Raw genomic sequence first — 19,653 nt, 5'->3', positions numbered from 1 at the left:
GCAGGTCGGGGTTGTGGTGAGGGGAGAGCAGTGAACGTCCTGTCGGTCGATCTCGGCACGTCGAACACCGTCGCCGTGCTGTCCGCGCACGGCCGCCCACCGCGGGTGGTCGACGTCGACGGCGCGTCGATGATGCCTTCGGCCGTGTTCGCGGGGGAGGACGGCAACCTCGTCGTCGGCCGCGACGCGGAACGCCGGGCCCGGCTGGACCCGTCGCGGTTCGAGCCGAACCCCAAGCGGCGGGTGGACGAGGGCACGCTGCTGCTCGGCGACGCCGTGGTGCCGGTGACCGACGCGCTGGCAGGCGTGCTGCGCCGGGTGGTCGACGAGACCTCCCGGCAGCTCAACAACAGCAAGCCGGACGAGGTGCGGCTGACCCACCCCGCGCAGTGGGGCCCGGTGCGCCGCAACGTGCTGCTGTCCGCGGCGCGGCAGGCGGGCATGGGGTCCAATCTGGTCCTGGTCCCCGAACCGGTGGCGGCCGCCGCGCACTTCGCCTCGTTCCCCGGCCAGACCCTGGCCCCGGGACAGGCTCTCGCGGTCTATGACCTGGGCGCGGGCACGTTCGACGTGGCCATCGTCGGCGCCACCCAGAACGGGTTCGTGGTCCTGGCCGAGGCAGGTCTGCCCGATCTGGGCGGTCTCGACGTGGACCAGGCGCTGTTGGAACACGTGGGCCGCCAGGTGTCCCAGCGGGACCCGGCGAGCTGGCAGCGGCTGCTGCGTCCGGAGTCGACCGCCGACCGGCGCGCCCAGCGCGCGCTGCGCGAGGACGTGAAGGCGGCCAAGGAGGCGCTGTCGCGGCACCCGCAGACCGAGGTGCCGCTGCCCGAGCCGTTCGACGACGTGCTGGTCACCCGGGTCGAGCTGGAGGGCCTGATCCGCGCGGGCATGCTGCGCAGCGTCGAGCTGTTAGCGGCCACGATCCGCTCCACCGGGATGACCCCGGACCGCCTGGTCGGCATCTACCTGGTGGGCGGCTCCAGCCGGATCCCGCTGGTGGCGACGCTGATCGCGGAGCAGCTGCGGGTGGTGCCGACGAGCCTGGACCAGCCGGAGACCGCCGTCGCCCTCGGCGCGCACCACGTGCCCCAGGAGGGCATCACCATGCGCACCGGCGACATGTCCAGCACGATCGACGCCGTCCAGCGCACCCGCGCGATGGTGCCGCCGCGCACCGGCGGGTTCAACCCGCAACAGGCGCCGCAGAACCCCCAGAACCCGAGCACCGGCGCCACCCCCGCCCAGCAGTTCCCCAACGGCGGCCCGCAGCGGGTCGTGCCCGGACCGCCGTCGCGTCCGACGCCGGTCCAGAACCCGGTCTCGGTCCCCACATCCGTGCAGGCCCCGCAGTCGGCGCCGATCCCGATCCAGAACCCACCGTCGCTGCCGACGCCGATCCAGGCGCCGCCGTCGGTGCCCACCCCGATCCAGCACGTGCCCATCCCGGTGCAGCCCGGTCCGCGCCCGCTCCCGGCCAAGAGCTCCAACCGGATGTGGTACGTCGCCACCGCGATCGTCGCCGTCGTGGTGATCGGCGTGGTCAGCCTGATCGTCGCCACCTCCGGCTCCGGCGGCGGCATGGCCGCGGACTGCTCCGACGTGACCACCGACAGCAGCGGTTTCACCCCGTGCCTGCGCGAGATCGCGGGCACGGTCGCCCAGGCGGACTGCGCCAAGGGCATCCAGCTCATGGGCGGCAGCGGAAGCGGCACCAACGTCCCCGGCGCCAACACGGTGACCTGCAAGTCGGGCAACTACACGATCCTGTACTACCAGTTCTCCAACGAGCAGATGGTCAGCCAGAGCGTGGACGCGTTCTTCTCCGCCGCGAATGCGAGCAAGGACTCCTCGGAGAGCGGCGACTGGAACGGCGGCAACAAGTCCGGGAAGTACTACAGCATCGACATCGCGGGCACCAGCAACCTGCTCGCGTTCACGGTCAAGGACACCCCGGTGATGGGCGCCGTGGTCAGCCTCAGCGGCGGCGGCAACGTGGTGACCTACTTCAAGGACCACGTGCAACCCGGGCACGGCGCCTGAGCATGCGGGTGCTGTCGGTCGACCTGGGCACGTCGAACACGGTCGCGGTGCTGTCCGCGCACGGTCGCGAACCCCGGGTGGTCGAGGTCGACGGCGCCGCCACCATGCCCTCCGCGGTCTACGCGAGCGAGGAGGGCGGGCTGGTCGTCGGCCGGGAGGCGGAGCGGCGCGCGCGGCTGGACCCGTCGCGGTTCGAGCCGAACCCCAAGCGGCGCATCGACGACGGCAACCTGCTGCTCGGCGATGTGGTCGTGCCGGTGCCCGAGGCGTTGGCGGCGGTGCTGCGGCACGTGCTGCGCGAGGTCTCGCGGCAGCTCGGCGGCGCGCAGCCGGACGAGATCCGGTTGACGCACCCTGCGCAGTGGGGCGTGGCCCGGCGCAACGTGCTGCTGTCCGCGGCGCGGTCGGCCGGGATCTCCGGGCCGCTGGTCCTGATCCCGGAGCCGGTGGCCGCTGCCGCGCATTTCACGTCCCTCGGCCACACCCTCGCCCCAGGACAGGCTCTCGCGGTCTATGACCTGGGCGCGGGTACGTTCGACGTCGCGGTGGTGTCGGCGACGCAGAGCGGGTTCGCGGTCCTGGCCGAGAACGGTCTACCGGACCTGGGCGGGGTCGACGTGGACCAGACGCTGTTGGAACACGTGGGCCGCCAGGTCTCGCACCGCGACCCGCGCGCGTGGCAACACCTGCTGCGGCCGGAGTCCACCGCCGACCGCCGGTCCCGCCGCGCGTTGCAGGAGGACGTCACCGGGGCCAAGGAGACGCTGTCGCGGCATCCGCAGACCGAGGTGCCGATGCCGGTGCCGTTCGACGACGTGCTGGTCACGCGTGCCGAACTGGAGGCGCTGATCCGGCCCAGCCTGCTGCGCAGCGTCCAGGTGCTGGCGGGCACGATCCGCCAGACCGGGCTGCCCGCTGACCGGGTCGCCGGGATCTACCTGGTCGGTGGCTCCAGCCGGATCCCGCTGGTGGCGACGCTGATCGCGGAGCAGCTGCGGGTGGTGCCCATCAGCCTGGACCAGCCGGAGACCGCGGTGGCGTTGGGCGCGCACCTGGTCACCCGCGAGGGCATCAGCATGCGCACCGGCTCGGTGTCCGCGCCGCAGCTCCCGGTCCCGCAGAGCCTGCCGGTCCCGCAGAACCTGCAGAGTCCGCAGAACTCGCCGGTCACGGGTGGGTTTCCAGTCCCTGCGGCACCCGTTCCCGGACAACAGACCGGTACCGCCGTGCCCGTGCACACCGGTCCGATCCAGCACCACTTCCCGACGCCACCGCGCGCGCCCGCGCCGGTCAAGAAACGCTCGCGCCGCACGCCGGTGCTGATCGCGGTGTCGGTCGTCGTGGCGCTACTCGCCGCCGGAGGGGGCTACCTCTACTTCAAGGGCGACAATCTACCGACCGCCGAGTCCTGTCAGAACAAGGGGACCGCGGATGGCACCGGGTTCACCGACTGTCTGCGGCAGCTCGCGGGCACGGTCGCCGACGGCGGACAGTGCCACACGGGCGAGTCCCCCGCGGACGTCACCTGCGCCCTGGCCGACTCCTACACCGTCAACTACGCCCAGTTCGGCTCGCTCGACCAGGCCAAGCAGCTGTTCGACACCGAGCTGACCCCGCTGACCGCGGGCGACCACGTGGCCGCCGACTGGCGCGGCAACGGCCTGGAAGGCGCCTACCGCGCGGGCACCGGCGACGACGGCGGCGTGCTGGTGTTCACGGTCAAAGACCGGCCCCTGGTCGGCTGGCTCACCCACGGCAAGACAGTCACCCCGGACGCGCTCGCGGACTACTTCATCGCCCACGTGCAGCCCGGGACCTAGACCGCGCCACTGGACCGCGCGCCTAGACTGCACGCCGATGCGCATCACTGCTTTCCGGGCCCGGCTCGCCGACGAGTTCGGCGCGGCCAGGGCCGAGACGATCGCCCACGACCACGTCTTCGCCGCCCTCGGCGGCCGCACCGTCGACCAGGCACTGGACGCGGGCCTGCCGACCAAGGAGATCTGGCAGGTCGTCTGCGAGGTCTACGAGGTACCACCCGAACGGCGCTGACCGGGATCGGCGTGTCGGTGCCGGGGCTCGAACACCTGTTCGCTACCCTGGCCATCCACAACGGCTGGCGTTTGTCCACAGACCGGCGGTGCCCGCCGACAATCGTCGGTCCCTGCCCGTAGCGTGCTCGCCGTGAGCACGAAACAGACCAGAGGTGGATCGAAGATGGCAGCAGCACCCGACCGGGACAAGGCGCTGGAACTCGCCCTGGCCCAGATCGACAAGAACTTCGGCAAGGGCTCGGTGATGCGGCTGGGCGACGAGGGCCGGGCGCCCATCGCCATCATCCCCACCGGCGCCATCGCCCTGGACGTGGCGTTGGGCATCGGCGGCCTGCCACGCGGCCGGGTGGTGGAGATCTACGGCCCGGAGTCCTCCGGTAAGACCACGGTCGCCCTGCACGCGGTGGCCAACGCCCAGCGCGCGGGCGGCATCGCGGCGTTCATCGACGCCGAGCACGCGCTGGACCCGGAGTACGCCAAGGCGCTCGGCGTGGACACCGACGCGCTGCTGGTGTCCCAGCCGGACACCGGCGAGCAGGCGCTGGAGATCGCCGACATGCTGATCCGCTCCGGCGCGCTGGACATCATCGTGATCGACTCGGTGGCCGCCCTGGTGCCGCGCGCCGAGATCGAGGGCGAGATGGGCGACAACCACGTCGGCCTGCAGGCCCGGCTGATGAGCCAGGCGCTGCGAAAGATGACCGGCGCGATGAACAACTCGGGCACCACCGCGATCTTCATCAACCAGCTGCGCGAGAAGATCGGCGTGATGTTCGGCTCGCCGGAGACCACGACCGGTGGCAAGGCGCTGAAGTTCTACGCCTCGGTGCGCCTGGACGTGCGCCGCATCGAGACGCTCAAGGACGGCGGCGAGCCGGTCGGCAACCGCACCCGGGTCAAGGTGGTGAAGAACAAGGTCGCGCCGCCGTTCAAGCAGGCCGAGTTCGACATCCTCTACGGCAAGGGCGTCAGCCGCGAGGGCTCGCTCATCGACATGGGCGTGGAGCAGGGCATCCTGCGCAAGTCCGGCGCCTGGTACACCTACGAGGGCGACCAGCTGGGCCAGGGCAAGGAGAACGCCCGCAAGTTCCTGCTGGAGAACCCGGACGTGGCCGACGAGATCGAGAAGCGGATCAAGGAGAAGCTCGGCATCGGCGCCAAGCTGGACGCCGACGAGACGGCCCCCGCGCCCGTCGAGTTCTGATGCCCGCGCACGCCTCCCGGGAACCGGACGACGCGACCGGCACGGCCGACTCGCGGACCGGTTCCCGGGATGGTGGGGCGGACTGGTGGCGGGAGCCCGAGGCCCCCGCCCCGGCTGATACCGGCGTGTCCTGGTGGGTCGACGGGGACGCGCCCCCGGGCCCGACCACGGTGGACTTCGCCGAGCCCGACACGTCCCCGGGGCGCCGCCCGCGCCGACCGGCGGGTGGCGGGTGGTGGGCCGAGACCGCGCCGGAGGCTCCACAGCGGACTCGGCGGCCGCCGGAGAAGTCCGAAGTGGAGGAACCGGCGCCGCGTGCCCGTCGGACCGAGACCCCGGCCGGGCAGCACCCACGCGACGGCGTGGATGAGGTGGAGGCGGTACGGCGACGGCTCGCCGAGCTGACGGCCGCTTCCGCGACGGCACAACGTGATCACGGCAGACGCCCACGGAACGCCGGGACCCGCGAGCCCGCCGTCGAACAAGACACATCCACGGACGGCGACGAACAGCGCGACCGGCGGGCACCCGGCGCCGAGCGGCAGCGGAGCGCGCCGCAGGAGAAACGGGAGCGGGCAGGCGGTCGGCGGCGCGGTGGTTCGACGCGCCGGGATCCGGAGTCGGACGCTACAGCCGTGGACGATCCGTCCCGGCACGATCTCGACGACGGCCGCGACCAGCGGGAGAACAGGCGCGAGGCCCGGCGGGCGGAGCGCGAGGAGGACCCCGCCGCCAAGGCGCGGGACATCTGCTACCGGCTGCTCACCGTCCGCGACCGCACCCGCCTGGAACTCGCCCAGGCACTGCGCCGCAAGGAGATCCCGGACGATGTCGCCGAGGTCGTGCTGGACAAGTTCGCCGCCGCGGGCCTGATCAACGACGCCGCGTTCGCCGAGAGCTGGGTGCGGTCCCGGCACACCCATCGTGGCCTCGGACGTCGGGCGCTGGTCACCGAGCTGCGCAAGAAGGGTGTGGCGGACGAGATCGTCACCGAGGCCGTGGCCGCGGTGGACGGGGACGCCGAGGTGGACCGCGCCGCCGAGCTGGTCCGCCGGAAGCTGGGGTCGGTGCGCGGCTTGGACGACCAGGTCCGGATCCGCCGCCTGGTGGCGATGCTGGCCCGCCGCGGCTACCCGGAGGGGCTGGCCTACCGGGTCGTCCGCGCCGAGCTGGACGCCGACGAGACCCTCGACTGACGCCCCTACGCCGCGTTCGTCGCCGTGTGCGCACAGTGACTCGCGGCCCGGAACCCGCGACCCCTGGGAACGGGAGTGAAACGGGTATTCCTCGGGCATCGAAATGCCCGTTCCGACCGTCCTCCGGCACCTTGAGGGCAGGCCACAGTGGTCAGTCTCACAAGAGATCATTCTTCGCGAATCCCCTTGCCGCGCAACGGTTTTACCAGCGGAGACGCTGCGCGCGACCGACGTTTGTGTGCGCGAGATCACAGGTGTTGACCACGGTTGGGCAGGGTCCGATCACCCATCGACGCGCCGCTTGTGGTACTTGTCACATCTGCTGTCGCAGGGCACAGTCGGCGACGAGCGGTGCTCCCGGGTCCACCTCGACGGCAGCCACGGGCCCGGGTACCGCGAACGGACCGAGGTACGGAGGTGCGAGATGTCGAGTACTGAGATCAGCGAGCTGCGGCGGACCATCGGTCAGCTGCGGCAGTGCGTCGGTGCGTTGCGGGCCCGGTACGGCGACATCCCGGCGGTGCGCAGGCTGGACAACGATCTCGAACGGATCGATATCGACGTCGCCGACTTCACCGCCACGCCCGCCGCGCCGGTGCCCCGGCAGGCCGAGCCCGCGGAGGTCGTGGTCGTTCCCGACACGCCCTACGACCCAGCGCTGTGGCACGGCGCCGACGACGAGGGAGTCGGCGGCTACCAGCGCTAGCCCACCACAAGATCACAACGACGAGGACACGATGACGTCAGGTGTTGGCGCCCCCACCCGGGCGAAGATCGCCGCGCGCACCCTGCGGACCGACCGGTGGTGGCTCCCGCCCCTGATGACGAACCTGGGGCTGTTGACGTTCGTCGTGTACGCGGGAGTCCGCTCGTTCATGCGGGCGGACTACTGGGTGCCCGAGTACGGGTACCTGACCCCGTTCTACTCGCCCTGTCTGAGCACGTCCTGCGCGTCGGGATCCAGCCACTTCGGCACCCTGTTCGGGGAGCTGCCCGGCTGGATCCCGCTGGGCTTCCTGGCCCTGCCGTTCCTGCTCGGCTTCCGCCTGACCTGCTACTACTACCGCAAGGCCTACTACCGCTCGGTGTGGCAGTCGCCGCCCGCCTGCGCCGTGGCCGAGCCGCACGGCTCCTACTCCGGTGAGACGCGGCTTCCTTTGATCATCCAGAACGCGCACCGGTACTTCTTCTATGTGGCGCTGATCGTCTCGGTGATCAATACTTACGACGCCGTCGTGGCCCTCACCCACGGCCTCGGCTTGGGGAACCTGATCCTGCTGGCGAACGTGGTCCTGCTCTGGGCCTACACGCTGTCCTGCCATTCGTGCAGGCACATCGCGGGCGGCAGGCTCAAGCACTTCTCCAAACACCCGGTGCGCTACCGCGCCTGGACGGTCGTCTCCAAGCTCAACACGCGGCACATGCAACTGGCCTGGACGACGCTGGGCACCCTGGTCCTCACCGACCTCTACGTGATGCTGGTGGCCAGTGGTGCCATCGCAGACTTGCGCTTCATCTGAGTTCTTGAAGCGGTTTCGCTATTTCGAGAGGAACACATGACCGAGGTCGAGCGCCTTTCCTACGACGTGGTGGTCATCGGGGCAGGCGGCGCCGGGCTGCGCGCGGTGATCGAGGCCCGCCAGCGCGGTCTCCGGGTCGCCGTGGTCTGCAAGTCGCTGTTCGGCAAGGCGCACACCGTCATGGCCGAGGGCGGCTGCGCGGCGTCTATGGGCAACGCGAACTCGAACGACAACTGGCAGGTGCACTTCCGCGACACCATGCGCGGCGGCAAGTTCCTGAACAACTGGCGGATGGCCGAGCTGCACGCCAAGGAAGCGCCGGACCGGGTCTGGGAGCTGGAGACCTACGGCGCGCTGTTCGACCGCACCAAGGACGGCCGGATCAGCCAACGCAACTTCGGCGGCCACACCTACCCGCGGCTGGCGCACGTCGGCGACCGCACCGGTCTTGAGCTGATCCGCACGATGCAGCAGAAGATCGTGTCGTTGCAGCAGGAGGACTTCAAGGAGTCCGGCGACTACGAGGCGCGGATCAAGGTCTTCGCCGAGTGCACGATCACCGAGCTGCTCAAGGACGGCGACGCCATCGCCGGGGCGTTCGGCTACTGGCGCGAGTCCGGCCGGTTCATCCTGTTCGAGGCCCCCGCCGTGGTGCTCGCCACCGGCGGCATCGGCAAGTCCTTCAAGGTGACCTCGAACTCCTGGGAGTACACCGGCGACGGGCACGCGCTGGCCCTGCGCGCGGGCGCCACGCTGATCAACATGGAGTTCGTGCAGTTCCACCCGACCGGCATGGTCTGGCCGCCGAGCGTGAAGGGCATCCTGGTCACCGAGGGGGTGCGCGGCGACGGCGGGGTGCTGAAGAACTCCGAGAACAAGCGGTTCATGTTCAACTACATCCCGGACGTGTTCAAGGGCCAGTACGCCGACGGCGAGCAGGAGGCCGACCGCTGGTACGACGACGCGGACAACAACCGCCGCACCCCGGACCTGCTGCCCCGCGACGAGGTCGCGCGCGCGATCAACTCCGAGGTCAAGGCGGGCCGCGGCTCACCGCACGGCGGCGTGTTCCTGGACATCGCCAGCAGGCTGCCCGCCGAGGAGATCCGGCGCAGGCTGCCGTCGATGTACCACCAGTTCAAGGAGCTGGCCGATGTGGACATCACGGCCGAGCCGATGGAGGTCGGCCCGACCTGCCACTACGTGATGGGCGGGGTGGAGGTCGACCCGGACACCGGGGCGGCCACCGTGCCCGGCCTGTTCGCCGCGGGCGAGTGCTCCGGCGGCATGCACGGCTCCAACCGGCTGGGCGGCAACTCGCTGTCCGACCTGCTGGTGTTCGGCCGCCGCGCGGGCCTGGGCGCGGCCACCTACGTGGAGTCGCTGACGGCCCGCCCGGCGGTCGGCCAGTCCGATGTGGACGCCGCGGCGAAGCTGGCGCTGGCGCCGTTCGAGCCGCCCGCCGACGGCGGCGAGGAGAACCCGTACACGCTGCAGAACGAGCTGCAGCAGTCGATGAACGACCTGGTCGGCATCATCCGCAAGGCGGGCGAGATCGAGCAGGCGCTGGAGACCCTGCGCGGCCTCCGGGCCCGCATCGGCAACGTGACGGTCGAGGGTCACCGGCAGTACAACCCCGGCTGGCACCTCGCCCTTGACCTGCGCAACATGCTTCTGGTCAGCGAGTGCGTTGCCAAGGCCGCGCTGACCCGCACGGAGAGCCGCGGCGGCCACACCCGCGACGACTTCCCGATGATGGACGCCCAGTGGCGCAACACGCTGCTGGTCTGCGCCACCGAGGGCGACGGCCCGGTGCCCGGGGTGAACATCACCCGGCAGGAACAGCTGCCCATGCGCGATGACCTGCTGGAGCTGTTCGAGGTCACCGAGCTGGAGAAGTACTACACCGAAGGCGAGCTGGGCGCCCATCCGTCCCGAAAGGACTGAGGTGGCCGCCGAGGCGGAGTTCGAGGCCCGGCGCGGGGACACCGACGGTGCACCCGGCGGGCCGATTAGAAAGGACTGAGGTGGCCTACGAGGCGAAGTTCAAGGTCTGGCGCGGGGACACCGATTCCGGCACCCTGCAGGACTACCGGGTGGAGGTGAACGAGGGCGAGGTCGTCCTCGACATCATCCACCGGTTGCAGGCCACGCAGGCCCCGGACCTGGCGGTGCGCTGGAACTGCAAGGCGGGCAAGTGCGGCTCGTGCTCGGCCGAGGTGAACGGCATGCCGCGGCTGTTGTGCATGACCCGGATGTCCACCTTCACCGAGGACGAGACTGTCACCGTCACGCCGATGCGCACCTTCCCGGTGATCCGCGACCTGGTGACCGACGTGTCGTTCAACTACACCAAGGCACGCGAGATCCCGTCGTTCACCCCGCCCGCCGACCTGTCCCCGGGCGAATACCGGATGAAGCAGGTGGACGTCGAGCGCTCGCAGGAGTTCCGCAAGTGCATCGAGTGCTTCCTGTGCCAGAACACCTGTCACGTGGTGCGTGACCACGAGGACAACAAGGATGCCTTCTCCGGCCCCCGCTACCTGATGCGGATGGCCGAGCTGGAGATGCACCCGCTGGACGTGGCGGACCGCGTGCCCGCCGCGCAGGAGGCGCACGGCCTCGGCTTCTGCAACATCACCAAGTGCTGTACCGAGGTCTGCCCGGAGCACATCAAGATCACCGACAACGCGCTGATCCCGATGAAGGAGCGCGTGGCCGACCGCAAGTACGACCCGGTGGTCTGGCTGGGCAGCAAGATCTTCCGCCGGTCCGGCAAGGACGGCTGAGCCCCGGTCGCCCGGGTCGCGGGGGCGACCCGGGCAACGGCCGCGGCTAGTGTCCGTGATGGTCGGTGCCCTGGTGGCGGTGGAATCTCGCCACCTCTGGCGGGTGTACGACGAACGGCCGCATCATGCCCATGTCCTCGTGTTCGAGGATGTGGCAGTGGTACATGAACTCGCCGGTCGCGCCATCGAACCGGCCCGCGATCGTGAGCCACTGGCCGGACAGCTGCGGGAAAGTGTCCTTCCAGCCTTCCTCATGCTTCTCGATCGGCGGCCCGTCGACGGGCGCGGGCAGCGGCTTGCGGGTTCCGCCCACGGTGGCGTCGAAGGCCGACAGGTCGGTCCACGTTCGCCGGGACAGCAGCTGGAACCGTGCCGTGTGGACGTGCATCGGGTGCGGGGGACCGCCCAGCTGCAGGAAGTTCCACACCACCCAGCGGCCGTGGGTGAAGAAGAAGTTCGTCGTGTCGTCGAACAGGCTCGCGGCCCTGCGGAACGTCCGCACCTTCCCGGTATCCGGGTCGGTGAGCTGGAGGACGCCCGCCGCCGGGAACGTGGTCGGCAGCTCGCCCGGGTCGGTGATCTCCCGCAGCTCCCAGATGACCGGCTCGGCCTCACCCGCCGCGTTCGGCGGCATCGACGCCACGTACACGTGGTCGTGGTCCTCGGGAAGTGTCTTGCCGTGCTCCAGCCGCACATAGGTCGACGACAGCGTGGGTGGCAGCGTGAACGGGTCGCGCCGGTCGCGGCCGTCGACCCGGAACTCCATGATGTCCGGCTCGACCGCGCTGCCGGTGTTGGTCAGGCGCAGCTTCTGCCCCTTGAACCGGCTGAAGTCCACGAGCAGGTCGACCCGCTCGGCCGAGGTGAGCACCACCCCGCTCGCGGGCACCGCCGCCGGGGCGGGCAGCAGACCGGCGTCCGTGCCCGCGATCCGGACCGCGTCGTTGTGCTTCGCCCCTGCCTCGTCGACGAGGTCCAGTCGGAAGGTCCGCGCGTTCGTGGCGTTGAGCACGCGGAACCGGTACCAGCGCCCGTCCACGTCCAGATGCGGCCAGATCACGCCGTTGACCAGGGTGAACGGCCCGGTCACCGGGATCATCGCGCCGCCCGGCCGCACCAGCGGGACCTTGTAGAGCAGCTGGCCGGTCAGCGCGCCGGTCGCCGGGTCGGTGTCCAGGTTGCGGTCGGTGATCACCAGCGGGATCTCGTGGTCGCCGCTCGGCAGCCGCAGCGCGTCCTCCTCGGCGTCCCGCACCAGGTACAGGCCCGCGAGCCCGGCGTACACGGTGAAGCGGGTGATTGCCATGGCGTGGTCGTGGTACCACAGCGGCGCGGCAGGCTGGCGGTTCGGGTACTCCACCAGCTGCGTGTTCCCCTGCGGGACACCGTTGTGCGCCCAGCCGTCGCTGCCGCCGTTGGCCACGGCCCCGTGCAGGTGCACGACGTTCCACGCGGGCAGGTCGGCCACACCTTCGAGCAGCTCCACGCCCGCGGGCAGGGTCCCGTCCGGGTTGCGGTAGCCGGGCACGTCGGCTGGTGACGGCTTCGTGTTCGGCGTCCGCACCGCCACCAGCGGGATCGTGCCCTGGAGGTCGTTGTACCAGGCCACCCGCAACCGCTTGCCGCTGCGCACCTCGATGATGGGGCCGGGAAACTGGCCCTCGTAGGTCCACAGCGCGGTCGGCGGCAGCTGCGAGTGCAGCCGGACCCGCGCGGTCTTCATAGTGAGCGTGATCTGGTCCTGGGTCGGCCACGCGTGCGGCCGCAGCACCGGCGGGATCCGCAGCGGGTCGAGGAACTTGGCAAGCCCGAACGTCGGTCCCGACGGTCCGGGTGTCGGTTCGGCCGCCGCCTCCTGGCCGTGCGGGTCGAACAGCCGCACGCCCGCGACGAGGCCAGCGGATCCGAGGACGGCCGAGGTCAGCAGCGCGCGGCGGCCGACGAAGTCGTTCATCGAGGATTCTCCTGCGTGGTCGCAGGGGAGTGCACCCGTCGCGCCGCGACGGTTCGCGAGGTCGCGCCACGATCCTGGGAACGTGCGTCGGCCTCGATGAACTCCCCTGGTCTCAGGTGCGCCGAGTTTCCCCGCTCGTCTCGCGCTTGGACCCCGTCAGCCTAAGGGGACGCCGGAGGAGCGTGAAAGGCCGACGCGGCAAGGGAATTCAACACGTTCACCGTGAAGTTGCCGCGAATGCAACGAAGTCCGGCTAGGCGGCCGCGACCTCCGCCTGCGTGGGCTGTGGAGGTGCGCTGATGTGCTTGCGACTGCGGCGTTCCCGCCGCTGCAACCGGTTCGCCAGCAGGGTCAGCAGCAGGCACAACGTGATGTAGATCGCGGCGATGACGATCGTCGTGGGCACGATCGGCCGGTAGAAGTACACCGGCGCCTCGACCGGGCCGAACGAGTAGATCGAGCCGATGTAGCGGGCGTAGTTGAGCAGCTCCTCGTAGGTGATCAGGAAGCCCAGCGCGGTGTCCTTGAGCAGCACGACCAGCTGGCTGATGATCGTCGGCAGCATGGTGCGCAACGCCTGCGGCAGCAGCACCAGCACCATCACCTGCGTCTTGCGCATGCCCAGCGCGTACGCGGCCTCGCTCTGCCCCTTCGGCAGCGCCTGGATGCCCGCCCGGAACACCTCCGCCAGCACCGAGCCGTTGTACAGCATGAGGCCCAGCACCACGGCGAAGTACGGGGTCATGTGGATGCCCGCCACCGGCAGGCCGTAGTAGAACAGGAACATCAGGATCAGCAGCGGGATCGCGCGGAACAGCTCCACCACGAACGCCGACACCACCCGCACCGCCCGGTGCTCGGACAGCCTGCCCGCGGCGAACACCGCGCCGAACACGATGGCCAGCACCGCGCCGAGGGCGAACGCCTTGACCGTGTTCAGCACCGCCCGGCCCAGGCTCTCCTGGACCTGCTTGTACTGCAGCCACTGCCACTTGCCCGCGGTGAACTGGCCGCTGTCGGCCAGCCGCCACACCACGAACGCCACCAGCCCGGCGACCGCCAGCACGCCGAGCACGCCGTAGAGCCGGTGCCGGACCCGCGCGCGGGGACCGGGGGTGTCGAACAGGACGTTGCTCATCGCGCACGGCTCCAGCGCTTCTCCAGGGCCCGCTGCACCAGCGTCAGGACCATGACCAGCAGGATGAACCCGACCGCCACCCAGATCAGCGCGAGCAGCTGGTTCTCGCCCTTCTCCGACAGCACCTGGCGGATCGCGCCCGCCTCGGCCACCGAGAAACCGGCGGCGATCGTGGAATTCTTCAACAGGGCGATCAGCGTGCTCATCATCGGCGGCGCCACCGCCCGGATGGCCTGCGGCAGCACCACCGAGCCCAGGATCTGCCCGAAGTTCAGCCCTAGCGCGCGCGCCGCCTCGGCCTGGCCGACCGGCACGGTGTTGATGCCCGAGCGCACGACCTCGCACACGAACGCGGAGGTGTACACCGACAGCGCCACCACGGCCCCGGTGAAGTAGGAGAGCTTGACGATCTCCAACAGCGGGTAGGCGAAGATGAAGAACAGGAACACCAGCGTGAGCGGGGTGTTGCGCACCACGGTCACGTACAGCGTGCCCAGCCCGCGCAGGATCGGCACCGGCGACACGCGCAGCATCGCGAGGATCGTGCCGAACACCAGCGACGCCACCGCGGCGACCGCGAACAGCAGCACGGTGGTGCGGAAGCCGCCGAGGAACAGCGGGAGGTTGTCGGTCAGTACGCCCATGGTCCTGGCTCCACCCGGGGGAACCGGACCGGCAGGCACCCGCGGCGCGGGCACCTGCCGGTCGGTGGTCGGTCAGTAGCGGTCGAGGGTCGGCTTGGTGGCCGTGGAGCCGGACTTGCCCAGCGTCGAGTCGTAGGTCGACTGCCAGGTGCCGTCGTCCAGCGCGCCCTGCAGGATGTCGTTGATCTTGTCCCGGAGCGCCTTGTCGTCCTTGGCCAGGCCGATGCCGTACGGCTCCTTGGAGAACGGCTCGCCGACGACCTTGAGCAGGTCGTTCTGCTGCGCGGCGTAGCCCTTGAGGATGGCGTCGTCGGTGGTGACCGCGTCGACCTCCTTGGCCACGAGCTTGTCCACGCACTGCGAGTAGCCCTGGAACTCGACGATGTTCGACGGCTCGGTCAGCTGCTGGTCGCGGATCCGCCCGATCGGGGTGGAGCCGGTCACCGAGCAGACCTTCTTGCCCTTGAGGGTGTCCTTGCCGGTGATCGACGAGTCGTCCTTGCGGACCAGCAGCGACTGACCCGCGATGAAGTACGGGCCCGCGAAGGAGACCTGCTGCTTGCGCTTGTCGTTGATCGTGTAGGTGCCGACGTAGATGTCCACGTCGCCGTTGATGATGGCCTGCTCGCGGCCCGCGCTCTGCACGACCTTGTAGTTGATCTTGCCGGCGTCGAAGCCCAGCTTCGCCGCCACCAGCCGGGCGATCTCGATGTCGAACCCGGAGAACTGGTTGGTCGTCGGGTCCCGGAAGCCCAGGCCCGGCTGGTCCTCCTTGACCCCGATGGTGATCTTCCCGGCCTTGGTCATCCGGTCGAACGTGGGCGACCCGGTCACGGTCACCCCGGTCGCGGCGGCGGCCGTGGTGGACGGGCCGGACGGGGCCACCTCCTTGCCGCACGCGGTCAGCGCGAGGCCGGTCGCGAGCAGCCCCACTACCAGGCTACGCATCCTCATCGTCTCTGCTCTCCCGATCTGTTGGACGGTCTACGTGTCGGCTCGGGGCCGGGGGGAACGAGGCCGGGCGCGGGAACCACCCGCGCGCGGGTCAGTGCGTGAGGATCTTGCCGAGGAAGTCCTTGGCGCGGGTGGACTTCGGCGCGGTGAAGAACGCCTCCGGGGTGCTGTCCTCGACGATCTCGCCCTCGGACATGAACACCACCCGGCTCGCGGCCTTGCGCGCGAACCCCATCTCGTGCGTGACCACCAGCATCGTCATGCCGTCGGCGGCCAGCCCGGTCATCACGTCCAGCACCTCCTGGACCATCTCCGGGTCCAGTGCCGAGGTCGGCTCGTCGAACAGCATCACCTTGGGGCGCATGGCCAGCGCGCGGGCGATCGCCGCCCGCTGCTGCTGGCCGCCGGACAGTTGCGCCGGGTACTTGTCGGCCTGGTTGGTGATGCCCACCCGCTCCAGCAGCTCCAGCGCCGACTTGCGCACCTCCGCCGCGGGCTGCCTGCGCACCTTGACCGGCGCGAGCATCACGTTCTCCAGGATCGTCTTGTGCGCGAACAGGTTGAACGACTGGAACACCATGCCGACCTCGGCGCGCAGCCTGGCCAGCTCGCGGCCCTCCTGCGGGATCGGCCTGCCGTCGACCTCGATCACCCCGGAGTCCACCGGTTCCAGCCGGTTGATCGCCCGGCAGAGCGTGGACTTGCCCGAGCCGGACGGCCCCAGCACCACCACGACCTGCCCCTTGGGCACCTCCAGGTCGATGTCCTTGAGCACGTGCAACGGGCCGAAGTGCTTCTGCACCGAGGCCATCCTGATCATGGGAGGAGCGGTGGTCGAGGCGGTCATCTTCTCCTCCGCGGACGCGAGCGTGTCGGTTTCCCGCAGGCCGTGGGCGGGTGTCGGCGGAAACTTACTCCGACTCGGTGACCAAGCACACGGTCCTTGAGCAACACTTAGGGTCTCAACTCTGTCACACGGAACGGTCATCCGGCCGCGGAAGCGAGGAACACGGTGCGAGTGCTGCTCGTGGAGGACGACGACCGGGTCGCCGACGCGCTGGTCCCGGCGCTGGTCCGGCGCGGTCTCGCGGTGCGCAGACTGGCCTCCGGGGCGGGCGTGTTGGACCTCGTCGGCGAGGTCGAGGTGGTGCTGCTCGACCTCGGCCTGCCCGATGTGGACGGGGTCGTCCTGTGTCGACAGATCCGCGCGGGCAGCGATGTCGCCATCATCGTGGTCTCCGCCCGCGGCGAGGTCGACGACCGCATCCTCGGCCTGCGCGCGGGCGCCGACGACTACCTGGTGAAGCCCTACGACGTGGACGAGCTGGTGGCGCGCGTGCACGCGGTCCGCAGGCGCCGCACCGACCGCGGCGGCGGGCCGTCCGGCGTGGTCGAGCTGTCCGGCACCCGGGTGGACTTCGACCGGCACGAGGTCACTGTGGACGGTGCGTCAATCGCCCTGTCGCGCAAGGAGTTCCAGGTGTTCGCGCTGATCGTGGCGGCGGGCGGCGCGGTGTGCGAACGGGAGCAGATCCTCGCCGAGGTGTGGGGCCGGGCGGGCGCCGCGGAGAACCGGTCATTGGACGTGCACGTGGCCACGCTGCGCACCAAGCTCGGCCGCCCGGCGCTCATCGAGACCGTTCGCGGGGTCGGGTACCGCTTGTCGGCCCAACCGGGCAGACTCGCCTAGCGGGAGCACCTACTGGCGTTCGGGGGAGGGCGGGGATGCGCACTCGGCTGCTGGGCATGGTGTGGATCGTGGTCGCGCTGCTGGTGGCCGGTCTCGGCGTGCCGCTGGCGCTCGCGGTCGCCGGTGCCGAACAGCAGAAGCTCTACCTCGACCGGCTCGCCGACACCACCCGGTTCGCCTCCATGGCGCAGCGCCCGCTCATCGACGGCACCCCGGCGTCGCTCGCCGACGAGCTGCGCCGCTACACCGACCTCTACGGCATCTCCGTGCTGATCGTCGACCAGAACGGCCGCCCCACGGTCGGTTCCGGTCCGGTGGCGGGCGCGCCGAACATCGATCCGGCCGCCGAGGGCGTGCACGACTCCATGCGTGCCGCGCTCGCGGGCCAGCGCCCCGCGCCCGGCCCGTTGTTGCTGCCGTGGGACGGGGAACCGTTGGTGCTGGCGGGTCCGGTACTGGTCGACGGCGACGTACGCGGCGCGGTGATCACGGTGTCGCCCACCGACCGGAGCCGGGACCGGATGCTGTGGTGGTGGCTGCTCATCGGCGCGGGCTGCGTTCTCGCGTTCGCGTTGGCACTGCTGCTCGCGATGCCGGTGATCCGGTGGATCCTGCGGCCCGTGCGCAGGCTGGAGGACGCGACAGGCTCGCTGGTGTCCGCGGTGGTCAGCGGCCGCGAGGCGGAACGCGTGGGTGACGAGCACGGCCCGCCCGAGCTGCGCGAGCTCAGCCGCGCGTTCGACCGGATGGCCGCCAGCGTGGGCGACACCCTGGCGGCGCAACGCGCGTTCGTCGCCGACGCCTCGCACCAGCTGCGCAACCCGCTCACCGCGCTCAAGCTGCGGCTGGTGAACCTGGAGGGTCACGTCGACCACGAGGCCGACGACCACCGAGTCGCCGCCGCGGCCGAGGCCGACCGGCTCAACCGCATCCTGGACGAGCTGCTCGCCATGGCCCGCGCGGAGAACACCGGCGGGGAGCTGGTGCCCACCGAGGTCGACCAGGTGGTCGCCGACCGCGTCGCGGACTGGCGCGTGGTCGCCGATACCCGCGACATCGCCCTCGACACCGCAGGCACGGCAGGCCGCGTACGCGCGCTGGTGCCTGCCCGGGGGCTGGACGGGATTCTGGACGCATTGCTGGACAACGCGTTGAAGTTCACGCCGCACGGTGGCGCTGTCCGGGTCTCCATCGCAGTGGAAGGCAACGGCGACGGACAGGAGCGCGTGCGTGTCTCCGTGCGTGATCACGGTCCGGGACTGAGGCCGGAGGAACTGGAACGCGCCACCGACCGGTTCTGGCGCAGCGGTTCCCACCAGAACGTGCCCGGATCCGGGCTGGGACTGGCCATCGTCAGCCGCATCGTCACCCACGCGGGCGGCGACCTCCGCCTCGACCTGCCCGACGGCGGCGGCCTCCGCGTGACAGTCGACCTACCCGCCGACTAGACTTTTTCGCTTCGGTAATAGCGAGCCGCGCCCGGGTGTAAAGGGATCGGATCGGTCTCGATCGCGGACTGGATATCTATCGACAGCGCCGCCGGGGTCACCTTCGCCAGCGCGGGCACGTCCGCGAAGAACTCCCGCACCAGCGCCTCCGCCAGGTCGTCGGACATGTCCGAGGTGACCAGCAGGAAGTTCGGCACCGCCAGGGTGTTCACCGACGGGCCGGACAGGTGGTAGGTGGACGACGGGATCGTGGCCGCGTTGTAGACCGGGTACCTCGTGCGCAGCTTGGGCAGGTCGTCGCCCAGGTCCAGCAGCCGGATCGTGGTGCTGTTCGCCAATGTCGAGATCGCGTCCGTCGGCAGGCCGCCGGACCAGAAGAACGCGTCCAGCTCGCCGCGCTTGAACTTCTCCGTCGCGGTGGTCAGCTCCATCGACTCGGTCGACACCATGCCCGGCTTGTCCAGGCCGACCACCGCCAGCACCCGCTTGGCGATGAACTCCACACCGGAGTTCCGCTGCCCGATCGCCACCCGCATGCCGCGCAGGTCGGACAGGGTCTGGATGCGCCCGTCGTCGTGCACCACCACGTGCAGGTAGTCGTCGTAGATGCGGGCCAGCGCGCGCGGCTGGGTCTTCCCGCCGGTCGGCTCCGCGGCCACGTCGGCGGCGCTGAACGCGATGTCGGCCTGCCCGCCGAGCAGCCTGCCCATGTTGTCCGGCGAGCCCCCGGTGATCATCACCTCCGGCTGCTCGGTGCCCAGCCTGGCCTGCCACGCGCCCGCCAGGTAGGTGCCCATCAGGCTGTACACGCCCTGCTGGTTGCCCGCCGCCACCCGCAGCCGCACGCTTGGGAACTGCGTCTCGCACCCGCTGAGCAGGGCGGCCAGCGCGATCACCGCGACCGCCAGCGCCCCCACCCGACGTCGTCCGCGTGCCATTGCTCGATCGTGCCAGACCCGGGGCGCCCGGTGGCCGGAAACGACCGGCGGGTGCCGACCGGTTCCCGCGCCCGGCGTACC

The 19,653-nt window shown here is 70.5% G+C and carries 17 protein-coding genes; 11 read left to right on the top strand and 6 right to left on the bottom strand.

Translation table 11 applies throughout. The features are described 5' to 3' along the window. Nucleotides 1-30 precede the first annotated feature (30 nt). From C503_RS0131660 to C503_RS0131620, 9 genes are all read left to right on the top strand, one after another. Entirely contained in the window at nucleotides 31-2,043 is a 2,013-nt protein-coding gene (locus C503_RS0131660; protein ID WP_018686250.1) for an Hsp70 family protein, read from the top strand. A gap of 2 nt (nucleotides 2,044-2,045) precedes the next feature. Further along, nucleotides 2,046-3,863: an Hsp70 family protein gene (locus tag C503_RS0131655; protein ID WP_018686249.1), complete on the top strand. Its 1,818-nt coding sequence runs from the start codon at nucleotides 2,046-2,048 to the stop codon at nucleotides 3,861-3,863. Between the two features lie 37 nt (nucleotides 3,864-3,900). Next, on the top strand, nucleotides 3,901-4,095 hold the full coding sequence (locus C503_RS0131650; RefSeq protein WP_018686248.1) for a DUF3046 domain-containing protein: 195 nt from the start codon (nucleotides 3,901-3,903) through the stop codon (nucleotides 4,093-4,095). 165 nt (nucleotides 4,096-4,260) lie between these two features. Next, nucleotides 4,261-5,301, top strand: a complete 1,041-nt coding sequence (recA, locus tag C503_RS0131645; protein WP_018686247.1) for a recombinase RecA — start codon at nucleotides 4,261-4,263, stop codon at nucleotides 5,299-5,301. Beyond that, nucleotides 5,301-6,497 carry a RecX family transcriptional regulator gene (locus C503_RS48780; protein WP_018686246.1) on the top strand — a complete coding sequence of 399 codons (1,197 nt, stop codon included), beginning with the start codon at nucleotides 5,301-5,303 and terminating at the stop codon, nucleotides 6,495-6,497. The genes recA and C503_RS48780 overlap by 1 nt, the downstream gene beginning before the upstream one ends. A gap of 424 nt (nucleotides 6,498-6,921) precedes the next feature. After that, nucleotides 6,922-7,203, top strand: coding sequence for a hypothetical protein (locus C503_RS0131635; RefSeq protein WP_026316899.1), 282 nt, complete (start codon nucleotides 6,922-6,924; stop codon nucleotides 7,201-7,203). 31 nt (nucleotides 7,204-7,234) lie between these two features. Continuing rightward, the gene (locus C503_RS0131630; RefSeq protein ID WP_018686244.1) at nucleotides 7,235-8,017 is read left to right on the top strand and encodes a hypothetical protein; all 783 of its coding nucleotides are present in this window, start codon (nucleotides 7,235-7,237) and stop codon (nucleotides 8,015-8,017) included. Between the two features lie 36 nt (nucleotides 8,018-8,053). Beyond that, complete coding sequence (locus C503_RS0131625) at nucleotides 8,054-9,964, top strand: fumarate reductase/succinate dehydrogenase flavoprotein subunit (protein WP_018686243.1); 1,911 nt, start codon at nucleotides 8,054-8,056, stop codon at nucleotides 9,962-9,964. 80 nt (nucleotides 9,965-10,044) lie between these two features. Then, the gene (locus C503_RS0131620; RefSeq protein WP_018686242.1) at nucleotides 10,045-10,806 is read left to right on the top strand and encodes a succinate dehydrogenase/fumarate reductase iron-sulfur subunit; all 762 of its coding nucleotides are present in this window, start codon (nucleotides 10,045-10,047) and stop codon (nucleotides 10,804-10,806) included. A 46-nt stretch (nucleotides 10,807-10,852) separates the two neighbouring features. Here C503_RS0131620 and C503_RS0131615 read toward each other — a convergent pair whose 3' ends face one another. The 5 genes from C503_RS0131615 to C503_RS0131595 form a co-directional block, all read right to left on the bottom strand. Then, nucleotides 10,853-12,760 carry a multicopper oxidase family protein gene (locus tag C503_RS0131615; RefSeq protein WP_018686241.1) on the bottom strand — a complete coding sequence of 636 codons (1,908 nt, stop codon included), beginning with the start codon at nucleotides 12,758-12,760 and terminating at the stop codon, nucleotides 10,853-10,855. Between the two features lie 253 nt (nucleotides 12,761-13,013). Then, on the bottom strand, nucleotides 13,014-13,898 hold the full coding sequence (locus C503_RS0131610) for an amino acid ABC transporter permease (protein WP_018686240.1): 885 nt from the start codon (nucleotides 13,896-13,898) through the stop codon (nucleotides 13,014-13,016). Continuing rightward, the gene (locus C503_RS0131605) at nucleotides 13,895-14,542 is read right to left on the bottom strand and encodes an amino acid ABC transporter permease (RefSeq protein WP_018686239.1); all 648 of its coding nucleotides are present in this window, start codon (nucleotides 14,540-14,542) and stop codon (nucleotides 13,895-13,897) included. The genes C503_RS0131610 and C503_RS0131605 overlap by 4 nt, the downstream gene beginning before the upstream one ends. A 72-nt stretch (nucleotides 14,543-14,614) precedes the next feature. Next, on the bottom strand, nucleotides 14,615-15,496 hold the full coding sequence (locus tag C503_RS0131600; protein WP_026316898.1) for a glutamate ABC transporter substrate-binding protein: 882 nt from the start codon (nucleotides 15,494-15,496) through the stop codon (nucleotides 14,615-14,617). A 91-nt stretch (nucleotides 15,497-15,587) separates the two neighbouring features. Then, a complete protein-coding gene (locus C503_RS0131595) occupies nucleotides 15,588-16,316 on the bottom strand; it encodes an amino acid ABC transporter ATP-binding protein (protein ID WP_018686237.1) in 729 nt (242 codons plus the stop codon). A 192-nt stretch (nucleotides 16,317-16,508) separates the two neighbouring features. On the opposite strand from C503_RS0131595, the gene C503_RS0131590 reads away from it, so the two are divergent. Both C503_RS0131590 and C503_RS0131585 read left to right on the top strand, forming a co-directional pair. Continuing rightward, on the top strand, nucleotides 16,509-17,186 hold the full coding sequence (locus C503_RS0131590) for a response regulator transcription factor (RefSeq protein ID WP_026316896.1): 678 nt from the start codon (nucleotides 16,509-16,511) through the stop codon (nucleotides 17,184-17,186). A 35-nt stretch (nucleotides 17,187-17,221) separates the two neighbouring features. Next, a complete protein-coding gene (locus tag C503_RS0131585) occupies nucleotides 17,222-18,634 on the top strand; it encodes a sensor histidine kinase (RefSeq protein WP_018686235.1) in 1,413 nt (470 codons plus the stop codon). Here C503_RS0131585 and C503_RS0131580 read toward each other — a convergent pair. Next, entirely contained in the window at nucleotides 18,631-19,572 is a 942-nt protein-coding gene (locus tag C503_RS0131580; RefSeq protein ID WP_033401256.1) for a TAXI family TRAP transporter solute-binding subunit, read from the bottom strand. The genes C503_RS0131585 and C503_RS0131580 overlap by 4 nt on opposite strands. Nucleotides 19,573-19,653: the final 81 nt, after the last annotated feature.

It is taken from the genome of Actinokineospora enzanensis DSM 44649, assembly GCF_000374445.1.
GTDB lineage: Bacteria > Actinomycetota > Actinomycetes > Mycobacteriales > Pseudonocardiaceae > Actinokineospora > Actinokineospora enzanensis.
Note: the sequence above shows the minus strand (reverse complement) of the source record. Positions and strands in the feature narration are given on the sequence as shown.